Origin of the sequence: Geothrix sp. (assembly GCF_049292215.1) — a bacterium.
Classification (GTDB): domain Bacteria; phylum Acidobacteriota; class Holophagae; order Holophagales; family Holophagaceae; genus Geothrix.
The window spans coordinates 1-14,327 of sequence record NZ_JBATQW010000018.1 but is presented as its reverse complement, the minus strand read 5'-3'; the positions used below and the strand labels follow the sequence as shown (position 1 = coordinate 14,327).

Here is a 14,327-nt window from a genome sequence, read left to right as displayed (position 1 = left end):
TGCGCTGGATGACCGTTCTTCTATTCGCGGCGATGGGGGTGACGGCCATCGCCGATCAGCCCTCGGCCACGTTCTCGGGCTTCAATGACTGGCTCGGCTCGGAGACCCGGGGCGTGCGCATTAGCGCCGATGGTCGCCTGCGTCTGGCCCCGAACCTCCGTCGGGTGGGCCAGCTGCCGGAGGGCGTGATCTGGGCGGCGGTGCCCGATGGCTCGGGCGGCGCCTACTTGTCCGCTGGCACGGACGGCAAGCTGTTCCACTACGTGGGCGGCCAGATGAAGCCCCTGGGCCAGGTGAAGGGCGGCATCGTGTTCGCCATGGCCCGCCTGGGCCAGGACCTGATCGTGGCCCCCACGGGGGAGGGCAAGCTGCTCCGGGTGTCGCCCGGCGGCGAGGTGAAACCCTTCGCCGACATCGATGCCCGCATCGTGTGGGCCCTGGCTGTGGATGGGGATGCGGTGATCGTGGCCGGCGGCTTCGAAAAGGGCGCCCTGCTGGTCCAGGCCCGGGAAGGCTCCAGCCGCCGACTGGCGGAGCTGGCGGACGAGACCGCCTTCACGGCCCTGGCCCCGGACGGGCAGGGGGGCTGGTACCTCGGCAGCCATGGTCGCGGGTTGGTCCTGCGCTTCAGCCGCCAGGGCGACCGCCTGGAGACCCTGATGGACACGCCCTTCGACGAGGTCCGCGCCCTGGCGGTCGCCGATGGCCAGCTCTACATCGGCGCCGACAACGGCCTCACGCCCAAGTTCAGTACCGGCCAGCTGGAGCGCCGCGAAGGCTACCTCCAGGCCGACACCGGCAGCACCGCCCGCTCCGCCGTCATCCGCCTGGACAAGGACCGCGTTCCGGAGACCCTGTGGCAGAGCACCCAGAGCCAGATCTACGCCCTGTCGGCCTGGAAGGGGCAGCTGCTGGTGGGCACGGGCAACCGGTCCCGGCTCTTCTCCCTGCCCTTGGGCAAGGCCCGGGACACCGATCCCTTCGCGGTGGTGCAGGAGCTGGGTACCGCCCAGGCCACGGCCTTCCTGCCGTCCGGAGGCGATCTGCTGGTGGTGGGTTCGAATCCAGCCGAGCTGCACCTGCTCTCCGAGGCCCAGGCCACGGAGGGCACCCTGGAATCGAAGATCCTCAGGGGAGCACCCCTCGCGGACTGGGGGCGTGCCTACCTGGACGCGGAAACCCCCACCGGCACCAACGTGGAGCTCCAGTTCCGCACGGGCAGCACCGAGACGCCAGACGCCACCTGGAGCCCCTGGACCCCGCCCCTCCGCAGCGGTGAGCGATCGGCCCTGCCGCCGGCGCGCTTCGCCCAGTTCCGCCTCCGCCTCAGCAGCACCCGGGGCGGTGCCACGCCCATCGTCGAAACCGTGAGCCTCTTCTGGGCCCACCGCAACCTGGCCCCGGTCTGGGAGGGCGTGGACATCATGCCGCCCGGTCTGGTCATCACCCGCACCGCGCCGCCCGACGACATCGGCATCGAGCGGGTGCCCCTGGAGACCCAGAAGCTCATTCCCGCCCTGGGCTACATGGGCGCGGAGAAGCGCAGCTTCCGCCGGGGGGGCCAGAGCTTCCAGTTCCGGGTGAACGATCCGAATGGCGATACCGTCCAGTTCGCCATCCGTCTGATCCCGGAACGGGGCGCGCCCATGCTGCTCGAGAAGGCCTGGAAGGAGAAGTTCTTCAGCTTCGACACGCTGCCCGTGCCCGATGGCCGCTACCGCCTGGAGGTCACAGCCACGGACGCGCCTTCGGCCCCCTTCAACGTGGCGCTGACCGGCGTCTGGCGCACGGCGCCCTTCACCGTGGACCACACGCCACCTGCCATCTCGGAACTGAGCGCCGCGGCGGAGGGCGAGGGCGTCCGGGTTCGCTTCCTGGCCCGGGACGAGACCTCGGTCCTCAAGGATGCGGCCATCAGCGCCGACGGCGAACGCTGGCTCCAGATCGTGCCCGAAGACCGGGTCTTCGATCAGAAGGAGGAGCGCTTCGACGTCCTGGTGCCGCGCGAAGCAGTCCGTGGAGATCGTGTCCTGGTGAGGGTGGTGGACCAGCACAACAATGAGCAGACTGCGGCTGTGTCGCTGGGGGTCAGCGGCGCCAAGCGATAGGACGTTCCTCATTACAAAGAATCGGCGGGCCAGATGGCCCGCCGATTTTTTACGGCGGCATTAGCTACAAGCCTTTGAACTGGGCCTGGCGCTTCTCCAGGAAGGCGCCCATGCCCTCCTGCATGTCCTGGGTGGCGGCGAGGAGGCCGAAGAGGGATGCCTCATACTGCAGCCCCTTGTCCTGGGCCATCTCCAGACCATCGTGGACGGCGGCCAGGGCGCTGCGCAGGGCCAGAGGGCCGCGCGAGAGGATGGTTTTTGCCAGCTTCTCGACGGTGGCCCTGAGGTCGGCCAGCGGCACCACGCGGCTCACCAGGCCCATGCGCAGGGCATCGGCGGCGGGTGCCATCTCGCCGCTGAGGATCAGGTCCAGGGCCACGCCCTTGCCCACGAGGCGGGGCAGGCGCTGGGTGCCGCCATAGCCGGGGATGACGCCCAAGCTCACCTCGGGCAGGCCGAAGCGGGCGTTCTCGCTGGCGATGCGGATGTGGCAGGCCAGGGCCAGCTCGCAGCCGCCACCCAGGGCGAAGCCGTTCACGGCAGCGATGACGGGCTTGGGCAGGGCCTCGATGCGCTGGAAGACCGCCTGGCCGCTGAGGGCCTGGACGCGGGCCGCGGCAGTATCGAGGCTTTTCAACTCGGCGATGTCGGCGCCGGCCACGAAGGCCTTCTCGCCCGCCCCTGTGAGCACCACCACGCCCACCTCGGCGTCGTGCTCCAGACCGGCGAAGATATGTTCCAGCTCCTTCAGCACCTCGTTGTTCAGGGCGTTGAGCTTCTCGGGGCGGTTGAGGGTGACCCAGGCGATGCGGTCGGCTTTCTCGACGAGGACAAAGGACATGGGGGCTCCTGGTGTGCGGTCATTGTACGCTGAGGACGGAGTCTCCGATGTTCCACCCTCCTCATCCCGAAACCTATCGCGAACAGCTGGGCGCCTTCCTCCGCGAGGACTGGGGCACCCAGGACTGGACCACGGCGGCAGTGCCGGATCGGCCAATGACCGCCCGCGTCATCGCCAAGGGTGATCTGGTGCTGGCGGGACTGCCGGTGGCGCGGGAGGTCTTCCGCCTCGCGGATCCCGCCCTGGCCGTGTCCTTGCTGGCCACCGATGGACAAGGCGTAACCAAGGGGACCGAGGTTCTGCGCGTCGAGGGCTCCAGCCACGGCATCCTCCTGGCCGAGCGGGTGATGCTGAACCTGCTGCAGCGCCTCTCGGGCACCGCAACGCTCACCCGCAGGTTCGTGGACGCCATCGAAGGCACCGGGGCCTGCATCCTCGATACCCGCAAGACCACGCCGGGCCTGAAGCTGCTGGAGAAGTACGCCGTGCGCTGCGGGGGCGGCGTGAACCACCGGCTCACCCTGGGCGATGGCGTACTTCTCAAGGAGAACCACCTGGCGGCAGCGGGCGGTGTCCGAGCCGCAGTGGAGGCGGCTCGCCGGGCCGCGCCGAACCTCGTGAAGATCGAGGTCGAGGCCGAAACGCTGGGCCAGCTCAAGGCCTGCCTGGAGCTGCCGGAGGTCGACGGCGTGCTCCTGGACAACATGAGCCTGGAGCAGCTGAGGGAGGCCGTGGCCCTGCGGGATCGCAGCGGGCGGCGCCTCTTCCTGGAGGCCAGCGGCAACCTCAGCCTGGAGCGGGCCCGTGCCGTGGCCGAGACCGGCGTGGATTTCCTCAGCGTGGGCGCCCTCACCCACAGCGCTCCGGCGGTGGACCTCAGCCTGCGGATGGACTGAGCTGCAGGATCCCGAACATACTGAAAGCCTCAAGTCACGAGGCAGGAGGCGGTATGCGTTCGATGCGATGGGGTGTCCTGGCGGCGTTGGTCCTGGTGGGTCCTCTGCGGGCCCAGGAGACACGGCCCATGACCTTCATGGATGTGATGGAGATGCGGAGCGTGGGCGCCGGTTCCCTGTCGCCGGATGGGTCGCGGGTGGTGTACACGGTGAGCCTGCCCCACTGGAAGTCGGGCAAGGCCTACACGGACCTCTTCGTGGCGGATGCCGCCACCGGCGTCGCGCGGCAGATGACCTTCACCCGCGAGAAGAACGAGACGGGCCCCCAGTGGGCGCGGGATGGCCGGCGCCTTGCCTTCCTCAGCGACCGCGAGGGCAGCCAGCAGGTGTACCTCCTGGCCGTGGAGGGGGGCGAAGCCCGCAAGCTCACCGAGGCCAAGGACGGCGTCCACGCCTTCGCCTTCAGCCGGGACGGGAAGTGGCTGGCCTTCAGCGCCGGCAAGGCCGAAGACCGGCAGCTGTCCCTCGTCGACCTGGCCTCGGAGGAACTTGCCGTCACCGCGCTGCCCAAGCACGCCACGCCCATCCGCGACTTCACCTTTGCCGATGATGGCGCGCGCCTCTTCTTCACCAGCCCCGACCGGCTGGACAAGGATGACGTGAAGCGCAAGGAGAAGAAGTTCGATGTGCGCCTCGCGGATCCGGAGCAGGCGCCGGTCCACCTCTGGTCCGTGGACCTGAAGGAGAAGGTGGAGAAGCGCTGGACCGAGGGGACCGGTCTCACCATCACCGCCTTCGACCTCTCGATGGACGGCCGCTGGGCTGCCTTCCGGGCCATGCCCGCAGGACGCCGCGTTGGCGATATCACCCGAGAGGAGGCCAGCCTGCACCTGCTGGACCTGGGCAGCGGCAAGGTCCACCCGGTGCTGGAGAAGTACGCGCGGTTTTCGGCCTTCTCCCCGGATGGGCAGTGGTTGGCCTATTCAGCGCCCGAGCGCTTTGAGCGCCTGCGCAATACGAAGCTGTGGGTGGTGCCCACCACGGGCGGCTCTGCCAAAAACCTGATGGCCGGGAAGGACCTGAGCGTCTCCGCCGCCAACTGGGGCGAGGACTCGCGGACGCTCTACTTCACCGAAGCCGTGGGTGTGGACCAGCACCTCTTCGCGCTCTCTGTGGCGGATGGGACGATGACCCAGCTGACCAAGGAGGCGGGCGTCCTGGCGGGCAGCTACAGCTATGAGGCCAAGGCCTTTCTTCTGACCCACAGCCACCCTCGCAAGCCCATGGACTTCTATGTGGCCAAGCCCCAGAGCGTGGGGACTCCGACTGCTTGGGTCAAGGTGTCCGACGCGAACCCCCAGGTAGCGAAGCTGTCCCTGGGTAGCACGGAAACAGTGCGCTGGAAGGCCAAGGATGGCGTCCAGGTGGAAGGGCTGCTCATCAAGCCCCTCGGCTACGTGAAGGGCAGGCGCTATCCCCTCATCGTGCAGCTGCATGGCGGACCTGCCGCGGCGGATATGAACACCTTCCAGGGCCGCTACGTGACCTACCCCCACCTCTACGCCGCTGCCGGCTACGCGGTATTCCAGCCCAACTACCGGGGCTCATCGAACTACGGGGAGGCCTTCACGCGCCAGATCGGCGGGAACTTCATGCGCCTGTCCTACGGCGACATCATCAGCGGCGTGGACCACCTGATCCGCGAGGGCATCGCCGACCCGGACAAGTTGGGCATGATGGGCTGGAGCGCCGGCGGCCATCTGTCCAGCTGGACGCTCACCCAGACCGATCGCTTCAAGGCCATCAGCACTGGGGCAGGCGCCGTGAACTGGATCTCGATGTACGCCGAGAGCGACGTGCAGAGCGTCCGGGAGTTCTACCTGGGTGGGAAGCCCTACGAGGCCTGGGACAACTTCGTGAACGAGTCGGCGCTGAAGTACATCAAGAACGCGAAAACGCCGACGCTCATCCACGTGGGTGAGGCGGATCAGCGCGTACCCAAGCCCCAGAGCGACGAGCTTTACATGGCGCTCAAGAAGCTGGGCGTGCCTGTGGAATACATCGTGTATCCCGGCATGCCCCACGGCCTGACTGAGCCGCGCTATCAGCTGGTGAAGATGGTCAGCGAGTTCAACTGGTTCGAAAAGTGGATCAAGGGCAAGCCGGAGTGGTTCGACTGGAAGGCGCTGCTGGATACACTGCCAGCCGATGCGGAGGCCAAGCCTGAAACGCCCACAGGCTCTACCGCTCCGCGGCGAAGGTAACCGAAAACGGGCCCCACTCAGGGCCCGTTTTCAGCATGGGTTTGATCCCTACTTCACTTCGAGCTTCCGGGCTTCCAGCAAGCGGCCCAGGGCCTTCTCCATGGCGGTGACGGCCTTGGCGTAGGTGATCTGGGACTGGAGTTCGTTGCTCTTGGCGGTGTCGAGGTCGTTCTGCTTCGAGAGCACAAGGAAATTGGTACTCATGCCGTTCTCGAACTTCTTCTGCTCGGCTTCGAGGTCCTTCTCGCGGAAGTAGCGGGTCTTCTCGGCAGCGGCCACGCCCTTGGCGGAGGCATCCACATTGCGGAAGGCCTGGCGCACCTCGAGGGTGATGCCCAGTTCCAGGTCGCGCAGGCTCAGCTCGCTCTGGCGGCGGTTGGCTCGGGCCTGGGCCTGGCTGCCCCGGGCGGTACGATTCAGGATGGGCAGGGCGAACTGGAGGCCCACGGTGTAGCCGGGATAGGTGCTCTTGGTCAGGTCCTTGTTCACGGCGGACAGCCCCTCGGAAGCGGTGTGGGAGGCGGCGCTGCCATTGTAGGTGTAGTAGGCGTCCAATTGGGGCAGGGTGCGGTTTCCAGCGGCTGTCTCCAGGATCTGCTTGGACTCCACGTCCAGCCGGGCGCTCTTGAGCTCGATGCGGCTGGTCAGGGCCTGCTTCTCCGCCTCGGTCTCGCTCATTGCCATGGGTTTCACGCTGGGGGCGTCCACCATCTCCAGGCCCGTGGGCCGCTCGGTGGAGGGATACAGGGCCCGGATGAGGGCGTCCTTGGCATTCAGCAGCTGGGCCTCGGCGGTGATGATGTCCTGCTCACGCTGAGCCACGGAGGCTTCGGATGAAGTCACTTCGATGGGGGCTAGGGTGCCCACCTGCACGCGGATCTGGTTCTCCTTGAGCTGCTTCTGGGCGAGGGAGAGGGCCTGCTGCTTGTTCTCGAGGTTGCGCTGGCCGAAGACCACATCCCAGTAGAGGGACTCGGTGCTGGCCACCAAGTCGATGATGGCCTTCTGGAAGCCGAGATCGGCTGCCTGCGCGCTCTTGCGGGCGACGATGAGTCGGCTTTCGGTGGTGTCCCGGCCGAAGCCCTTCAGCAGGCTCTGGGTGTAGGTGGCCGAAAAGCTGCCGTCGTAGGGAGTCGTGCTCCCTACGGGAGTGCTCTGATAGTAGGTGGGGGCGTACTGGAGGCTGAGGTTGCCACCCCAGCCGAAGGCCTTGGTGGAACCCACGGTGAGACCGCGGCTGAACGCGGTGGCATCAGCGCCGAACTGCGGGTCGTTGCTCTTCGATACCTTCAGGCCGGCCGTGAGGTTCCAGTCGAAGGTGCCCTGTTCGACGAGCACACCGGCGCGGGTGAAGTCACGTGTCTCCGTGGCGATCTGCACCTGGAGGTTGTTCTTCAGCGAGGTCTCGATGGCCCCCTGGAGGGTCAGCTTTGTGGGCGCGCCTGCAGGGGGCTGAACCTTGGGGGCCTCCTGGGCCACCAGGGAGAAGGCCACCAGCAGGGCCGGGAGGATCGGGAGACGCGTCATCACCACTCCTTGAAGATCAAAAAGAACTGCCTCGGGGACAGGCTGACTACGGACAAATGCAGGCCCCGGTTTAGATTAACCCCAAGCAGGATCTCTCCCTCGCGTCTTGAGGGCAAGGGTAATTTCATCGGTCGTTGAAAACCACTACTTCAACAGCTCCCGGGCGATGACCATGCGCTGGATCTCGCTGGTCCCCTCGTAGATCGTGGTGACGCGCACGTCGCGGTACAGCCGCTCCACGAGGTACTCGCGGGAGTAGCCGTAGCCACCATGGATCTGCACGGCCCGGTCACAGAGCCAGACCGCGCTCTCCGTGGTGAAGAGCTTGGCGGTGGCAGCTTCCACCGTGCAGGTCTTTCCGGCCTCCTTGAGGGAGGCGGCCCGGTAGACCAGCAGGCGGGAGGCCTGGAGGCGGGATTCCATCTCGGCCAGGTAGGTCTGGATCATCTGGTGCTCGCCGATGGGCTTGCCGAAGGAAATGCGGGCCCTGGCGTAGCCCACACTCTCGTCCATGGCCCGCTGGGCGATGCCCAGGGCCTGGGCGGCAATGCCGATGCGCCCCCCATCCAGCCCGCCGAAGGCCACCTTGAGGCCATCGCCGGGCTTGCCTAGCATGGCGTCCTCGGGCACAAAGGCATCTTCCAGCGCCACCATGACTGTCTTGCTGGAGCGCAGGCCCATCTTCTCTTCGGGACGGCCCATGACCACTCCGGGCTGGTCCGCGTCGAGGATGAAGGCGCTGATGCCCTTCTTGCCCTTGTCGGGGTCGGTGCGGGCCATGGTGACGAAGTATCGCCCCACGCCGCCGTTGGTGATCCAGGCCTTGGCACCGTTCAGGCGCCAGCCGCCGTCTACCTTGATGGCACGGGTCTTCAGCGCAGCGGCATCGGAACCCGCGTCGGGCTCAGTGAGCATGAAGCCGCCCAGCACCTCGCCGCTGGCCAGGGGTTTGAGGTACTTCTGTTTCTGGGCCTCGGTCCCGAAGGACAGGATGGGCGCGCAGGCCACGGAGTTGTTCACGCTCATGGTCACTGCCACGGAGGCATCGGCGTAGGCGATCTGCTCCAGGGCCAGGATGTAGCTGAGGAAATCCACGCCCGCGCCGCCGTATGACTCGGGCACCGTCATGCCCAGGAAGCCCATCTCACCGAGCTGCTGCAGGATCGCCTTCGGGAAGTCGCCGCTGGCGTCCCGCGCAGCGGCCCCTGGCTCGATCTCGGCCATGGCGAAGTCCTTCGCAGCCTCGCGGATGGCGGACTGGTCTTCGGTGAAGGTCGGGAACATTGGGACTCCTGGAGATGGGTCAGGTTATCAAGGCCCGATGCCAAGTCAGGCCTTCAGAAGCTTCGCTTGATTGGAATCACAGACCACGTGCCCGGGGCAGGCGGCTCCGGCTCGACGGGAGTCAGGCGTCTAAAAGCGGGAAGTGAAGGATGAAGCGGCTGCCCTGGCCAAGCCGGGAGTGGACCTCGATGCGCCCCCCCGCCTCGTTGACCAAGTGCTTGACGGAGGCCAGCCCTAGGCCCGTGCCCTTGCCGGGCGCCTTGGTGGTGAAGAGCGGCTCGAAGAGGTGGTCCAGCACTTCGGGCGGCATGCCGCCCCCTGTGTCTTCCACCTGCAGGACCGCTCCAGGCGGCGCCTCTTGGTCCACCAGTAGTACGCGCAAGGTAATGGTGCCGCCCGTGGGCATGGCATCCCTGGCGTTGCAGACCAGGTTCACGAGAATCTGCTCCAGGTGGTTGCGGGATCCGCGGATGGGCACGCGACTTGGGCCCATGTCGAAGTGGAGGGAGACGTTCCGGGGGAGGAGCATGCGGAGCAGGCTTTCCAACCGGGAGGCCTCCAGGGCGAGGTCCAGGGGACCGAGGGCCTCGACCTCCTGGCGGGCGAAGGCCATCAGTCGGCCGGTCAGAGCAGCGGACTGGTCCGCCGCCACCAGGATCCGGTCCAATTCGGAGGTGCCACAGGGCTGGCCATCCTCGGCCTTCATGTGGGCGAGCTCGGCAGTGGCCCGGATGCCAGCCAATGCATTGTTCAGGTCATGGGCGAGGCCGGCTCCCAGGGCGCCGAGGGAGTTCAGGCGCTCGGTTCGGAGCATCACCTTTTGCAGTTCTTCCAAGGTCCGGGTGCGGGCTTGTACACGCTCTTCAAGCTGCTCGTTGGCCCGCCGCACCTCCCGGAGCAGCAGGAACTGCCGCGCAAGGAGCAGGCCGCTGATGGCCATGTAGCCGATCAGTGGAGCGACCTGATCATCACGGTGATGGAGGGCCGACAGGATGAGCACCCCGCCCACGGCCACGAAGGGGAGGTAGAGGAGTCCCTCGACCAGTGGGTATTTCAGTCGGGGCTCATCCGCTGGAACCTCCACGGGATGCCCCAGCCAGGCGGCCAAGGCGAAGGCTAGGGGGGCGCACAGCACGATGCCGAGCCACGGCGTCGCCTGCATGGTGGCACTCTCGTCATACAGGTACGGCCGCACCAGCACGATGACCGCGAGGATGGCCACGGCAGCCACGAAGATCAACCCCACGGGTCCCCGGATACGGCGAGGATCATCCGCCAGTATGTAAGTGGCCACGCCACCGACGATGGCCACGCGCACGGCCAGGCCCATCAACCGGATAAAGATAGGCCACTGCCCGTGGTCCAGCTCCTGATAGAGGGTCGTGCTCCAGAGCACCAGGAACAGGGATCCCCCGAAGATTCCGCAGCCGAGCAGGTTCATGAGTCGCTTGCCCTGTCGCTCAGGAGCCCGGAAGGGCCAGCTCAGCAGCGCCCAGGCCTGGATGATGGCGATGACCGGCTGAATCCCGACGAATATTTTCTCTGCCAGAGAGGCGCGGCCAAGGGTGGCTGGCGCCATGAAGAGCGCTGTATTGGAGCCCACCACACCCAGGAAGCTGAGGGCCAGGATCCACCAGCCACGCTCCTCGGGGCCACCTTGGCGGGCCCGGCGGATGAGCAGGAAGAAGGCCACTACGTTTGAAAGTCCCAGAACCACGCTGACGACCGGCTGAACCTTGGGCACGGGAAGCATCGAGATTACGGCGCTGAAGGCCGCCATCAGCAACAGGGCGCCCACCAGGAGTGCCCGGGTGGGTGCCGTGTGGGCTGGGAGGGGAGGGGGCATATCGTCCTGAGCCAATATTCAGAGCGGGAATGAGGCTGGTCGACCCCCGCCATCAGGTTCAGGAAGCGCCAGGATATTGCGACTCCAATGGTAGCCCTCGCGGCAGTCCCGCAGGGATTGGATGCACGGTTACGGGCATCAGCCCTCCGCCAGCGGCAGTCTCAGCACGAAGGTCGTGCCGATACCTGGCTGCGAGGCCACGGCCAAGGTGCCGCCGAGCTCGTGCATGATCTGGCGCACGGAGGCGAGGCCCAGGCCCGTACCCAGGCCCGGGCCCTTGGTGGTGAAGAAGGGGCTGAAGATCTTCTCCTGGACCTCGGGTGTCATGCCTTCGCCACTGTCCTCCACTTCCACCCGGGCGATGGGCTTGCCGGCCGATGTGGATTTGGAGAGCCGGATGAGAATGAGGCCACCCCGGGGCATGGCGTCCCGGGCATTGCCCACCAGGTTCACCAGGATCTGCTCCACCTGGGCGCGGGAGCCCAGCACCGGGACCCGATCCACCCCCAGTTCGAGGTGCAGGCTGATCTGCCGCCCCAGCAGCATGCGGAGGATGGTCTCAAGATGGGACAGCTCCTCGCGGAGGCAGATGATCCCGGGCGGGGTTTCCTCCATGTGTCCGAAGCTCATGAGCCGACGGGTGAGGGCCGCGGACTGGTCCGCCGCCACCAGGAGGTGGTCCAGGTCCTTGATCTCGGGACGCTGGCCATCCTCAAGCTTCATGCGGGCCAGCTCGGCACAGGCCTTGACCGTCGCCAGGGTGTTGTTGAGGTCGTGGGCCATGCCCGCGCCGAGGACGGCCATGGCATTCATCCGCTCAGTCCTCAGCATGGCGTCCTGCATGGCTTCGAGATCCTGGGTGCGACTGATTACGCGAGTCTCCAGCGCCGCGGACAGGTGCTGCAAGTCCCGCAGGGCGAGCGCGCCCCGGAGGAGCCCCAACCCGGCCATCACCGAGGCCAGCGCCAGGATGATGGGGTCCAGGCGGGTCGGGGCCAGAGCCAGGGCAGCGAGAACCATGGCCAGGGACGAGGCGGCGGGCAGCATGGGCAGAATGCGGGCCACCGGGGAGTGGTCCCGGATCTCCGAACTGGGCGGCGGGCCCGGTTCCAGGGACCGCGGGGCCAGGGGGGCCAGCAGGATGAGGATGGCCGCGAGAAGGACCAGGAGGTCAATGGGATCCCCGAGGTGGTATTGCCCAGCCAGGGTCAGGGGTACCTGAAGCATCACCTGCGCCATGGAGATGACGAACCCCAGCGTAATCCAGCCCAGGGGGCCGCGGAACCGGGTGGTCTGCCGCGCGCCGAGGTAGGCGCAGGTCCCCAGCACCATGGCATTGCCGAGGAAGAAGATCACCAGGGCCGCGTGCTCCAGAGAGGAGGACTGCGACTGGCGGAAGAGGGGGCCGAGGGTGAAGAACCAGCCCAGGAAGAAGGCCGACAGCGCGGCGCCGAGCCCATCCAGGCTTTTCCGCCAGCGCTCGGACCCCGAGGCGGACGTCAGGGGCCAGGCCAGAAGGGAGGCGATGATCAGGCCCAGGGACAGGAACGTGAACAGGTCTCCCCAGGCTGGGAATGGCGGTGGGGCCTCGTGCCGGAACATGTGCAGGGTGGCCCAGCCCTGGTTGGTGGCCTGGGCCAAGAGCCCCAGGGTGATCAGGCGCCAGCCCCGCCGGGCATCCGGTTCTCGTGATGAGCGGGTGAAGGTGAGGAGACCCGCATGGGCGAAGATGAGGGTGTTCAGAGCGTTCAGGCCCAGGCCGCGGGCGGAGGGGGAGAGAAGCTGCGTGCCCAGGCCCAGGGCGGTGTAACCCAGGAGCAGCCATGGCGTGGACCTCGGCCAGGTGCCGAGTTGAGCAGGCGGGGAAGCGGAGTCCAGGGGGGGCATGGCGGTCTTGAACCTTCATCGGTTCCGGGGGAGGCGGCCATGAGTCCTTGTACCGTCGGGGGATCAGCCGGCGAGGAGGGTCCGGAGGAGCGCCACGGCGGCCTTGGAGCCTTCCCACTTCATGCGCTCCTGGGCCTCGTCCAGGCCGCACCAGAGGTATTCGCTGTGCTCCAGCGGCTCGAGGCGAACCTGGGCGTCCGGGGTCACCTCCATGGAGAAGCAGACTTCGGTGTTGAAGCGCGGCTCGTCATCGGGAAAGCGCACGATGGCGGGATCCACCCAGAAGCTGTGGGACAGGCCGAGCGGTCGCAGCGTCCCCGTGAGCCCGGTCTCCTCCGCCAGCTCGCGGTGCGCAGTCTGCTCGGGCGTCTCCCCGGGCTCCATCATGCCGGTGACGCTCTGCCACCAGAGGCCGTGCGTGGGCACCCGGAGCATCATGAGAACCTCCGGTCCGGCCGCGGTCTGGCGCCAGGTCAGGGCGGACACGCTGCGGCTGGGTGGCCGTGAGGGCTGGAGGTCCAGGGCCAGCAACTCGACCAGGTGGGCCTGGAGCCGGTCGGTGGCGGCTTCCCAGGTGGGGGCTTCTGGTCCCAGCAGGGAAGCCAGGCTGCACACGCCCTTGTCGGTGAAGCCGCAGGCGGTGATCCAGCGGAAGTGGTCCAGGTTGGGCTGAACGTTGAAGGCAATACCGTGGGTGCTGATCCACTTGCTCAGATGCAGGCCGATGGCGCCGAGCTTCTCGGGCCCCCGCGGCGTGTCCACCCAGATGCCCGGGGCGCCCTGCAGCCGGTCGGCCACGACGCCGAAGTCCCGCGCTGTGCGGATCATGGCCTCTTCGAGGCCGCGCACCAGGCGGCCCACATCCTCGCGGCCGCCGCGCAGGTTGCAGATGGGGTAGGCCACGACCTGGCCCGGGCCGTGGTAGGTGACCTCGCCGCCCCGGTCCGTGCGGTGGACGCTGACGCCCTGGGCCTTCAGGAAGTCGTCGCTCATGTGGATGTCGGCGGGCGTGGCGTTGCGGCCCAAGGTAAAGACTGGGTCATGCTCCAGGAGCACGAGCTGGTCAGGCCGGTCCCCGGGGCTCACGTGCTCGGCCAAGGCCTTCTGCATCCGCAGGCCCGCCGGGTAGAACACCCGCTTGAAGCGGCGTAGCTGGGCAGGGCGAGGGACGGAGAACCCAAAGTCGGTCATGGTCCGAGTGTACCCGGATGGTCTGGACCCGGGGCTCGACCGGTACGCGAGGCGCCGCCTGGGCCATGATGGAGCCATGGCAAAGGTCATCGTGGTGGGCGGCGGGGCAGCGGGGCTGGTGGCGGCCTGGCGGGCTGCCAACCTCGGCCATCAGGTGCAGCTGCTGGAGGCCAATGGCCGCCTGGGCGTGAAACTTCGCATCAGCGGTGGCGGCAAGTGCAACATCACCCATGACGGCGCGCCGCTCTCCCTGCTGGAGGCCTTTTCCAAGCCCCAGGCCCGGTTCCTCCGTCCCGCCCTGCTGGCCTTCGACAACCAGGCCGTGGTGGAGCTGCTGCGCCGAGAAGGGGTCGAGACCTACAGCCGCGACAATGGCCGGATCTTCCCGCTGGATCGTCCGGGCAGCGCGGGTGCCGTGGTGGCGGCCTTCGAGACCCTGGTCCGCCGGGCAGGGGTGGACGTGCGCACCGGCGCCCGGGTGAC

10 protein-coding genes are annotated in these 14,327 nt (G+C 67.4%); 4 read left to right on the top strand and 6 right to left on the bottom strand.

Going from position 1 to position 14,327, the window contains the following annotated elements; all coding sequences use genetic code 11:
- Positions 1-8: 8 nt before the first annotated feature.
- Positions 9-2,108 carry a hypothetical protein gene (locus tag WAS25_RS03270; RefSeq protein WP_422310075.1) on the top strand — a complete coding sequence of 700 codons (2,100 nt, stop codon included), beginning with the start codon at positions 9-11 and terminating at the stop codon, positions 2,106-2,108.
- A 64-nt stretch (positions 2,109-2,172) separates the two neighbouring features.
- On the opposite strand, the gene WAS25_RS03265 is transcribed toward WAS25_RS03270, so the two are convergent.
- Positions 2,173-2,949 carry an enoyl-CoA hydratase-related protein gene (locus WAS25_RS03265; RefSeq protein ID WP_422310074.1) on the bottom strand — a complete coding sequence of 259 codons (777 nt, stop codon included), beginning with the start codon at positions 2,947-2,949 and terminating at the stop codon, positions 2,173-2,175.
- A 47-nt stretch (positions 2,950-2,996) separates the two neighbouring features.
- Here WAS25_RS03265 and nadC point away from each other — a divergent pair, with 47 nt between their 5' ends.
- Both nadC and WAS25_RS03255 read left to right on the top strand, forming a co-directional pair.
- Complete coding sequence (gene nadC / locus WAS25_RS03260; RefSeq protein ID WP_422310073.1) at positions 2,997-3,845, top strand: carboxylating nicotinate-nucleotide diphosphorylase; 849 nt, start codon at positions 2,997-2,999, stop codon at positions 3,843-3,845.
- Between the two features lie 53 nt (positions 3,846-3,898).
- The gene (locus WAS25_RS03255; RefSeq protein WP_422310072.1) at positions 3,899-6,109 is read left to right on the top strand and encodes a S9 family peptidase; all 2,211 of its coding nucleotides are present in this window, start codon (positions 3,899-3,901) and stop codon (positions 6,107-6,109) included.
- Positions 6,110-6,157: 48 nt separating this feature from the next.
- Here the strand turns inward: WAS25_RS03255 and WAS25_RS03250 are convergent, their stop codons facing one another.
- From WAS25_RS03250 to lipB, 5 genes are all read right to left on the bottom strand, one after another.
- Entirely contained in the window at positions 6,158-7,636 is a 1,479-nt protein-coding gene (locus WAS25_RS03250; protein WP_422310071.1) for a TolC family protein, read from the bottom strand.
- Positions 7,637-7,780: 144 nt separating this feature from the next.
- Complete coding sequence (locus WAS25_RS03245; RefSeq protein WP_422310070.1) at positions 7,781-8,920, bottom strand: acyl-CoA dehydrogenase family protein; 1,140 nt, start codon at positions 8,918-8,920, stop codon at positions 7,781-7,783.
- Positions 8,921-9,041: 121 nt separating this feature from the next.
- Positions 9,042-10,766: an ATP-binding protein gene (locus tag WAS25_RS03240; RefSeq protein ID WP_422310069.1), complete on the bottom strand. Its 1,725-nt coding sequence runs from the start codon at positions 10,764-10,766 to the stop codon at positions 9,042-9,044.
- Positions 10,767-10,904: 138 nt separating this feature from the next.
- Positions 10,905-12,653, bottom strand: a complete 1,749-nt coding sequence (locus WAS25_RS03235) for a sensor histidine kinase (protein ID WP_422310068.1) — start codon at positions 12,651-12,653, stop codon at positions 10,905-10,907.
- A gap of 63 nt (positions 12,654-12,716) precedes the next feature.
- Complete coding sequence (gene lipB, locus WAS25_RS03230) at positions 12,717-13,844, bottom strand: lipoyl(octanoyl) transferase LipB (RefSeq protein WP_422310067.1); 1,128 nt, start codon at positions 13,842-13,844, stop codon at positions 12,717-12,719.
- Positions 13,845-13,920: 76 nt separating this feature from the next.
- Between lipB and WAS25_RS03225 the strand changes: the two genes are divergently transcribed.
- The coding region (locus WAS25_RS03225; RefSeq protein ID WP_422310066.1) for an NAD(P)/FAD-dependent oxidoreductase at positions 13,921-14,327 on the top strand (407 nt) is incomplete at its 3' end.

What these genes read in the sequence shown, in the direction of transcription:
- WAS25_RS03235 (WP_422310068.1), bottom strand. Translation starts at nt 12,653, where the DNA reads ATGCCCCCCCTGGACTCCGCTTCCCCGCCTGCTCAACTCGGCACCTGG.
- WAS25_RS03255 (WP_422310072.1), top strand. Translation starts at nt 3,899, where the DNA reads ATGCGTTCGATGCGATGGGGTGTCCTGGCGGCGTTGGTCCTGGTGGGT.
- WAS25_RS03265 (WP_422310074.1), bottom strand. Translation starts at nt 2,949, where the DNA reads ATGTCCTTTGTCCTCGTCGAGAAAGCCGACCGCATCGCCTGGGTCACC.
- lipB (WP_422310067.1), bottom strand. Translation starts at nt 13,844, where the DNA reads ATGACCGACTTTGGGTTCTCCGTCCCTCGCCCTGCCCAGCTACGCCGC.
- WAS25_RS03240 (WP_422310069.1), bottom strand. Translation starts at nt 10,766, where the DNA reads ATGCCCCCTCCCCTCCCAGCCCACACGGCACCCACCCGGGCACTCCTG.
- WAS25_RS03245 (WP_422310070.1), bottom strand. Translation starts at nt 8,920, where the DNA reads ATGTTCCCGACCTTCACCGAAGACCAGTCCGCCATCCGCGAGGCTGCG.
- nadC (WP_422310073.1), top strand. Translation starts at nt 2,997, where the DNA reads ATGTTCCACCCTCCTCATCCCGAAACCTATCGCGAACAGCTGGGCGCC.
- WAS25_RS03250 (WP_422310071.1), bottom strand. Translation starts at nt 7,636, where the DNA reads ATGACGCGTCTCCCGATCCTCCCGGCCCTGCTGGTGGCCTTCTCCCTG.
- WAS25_RS03270 (WP_422310075.1), top strand. Translation starts at nt 9, where the DNA reads ATGACCGTTCTTCTATTCGCGGCGATGGGGGTGACGGCCATCGCCGAT.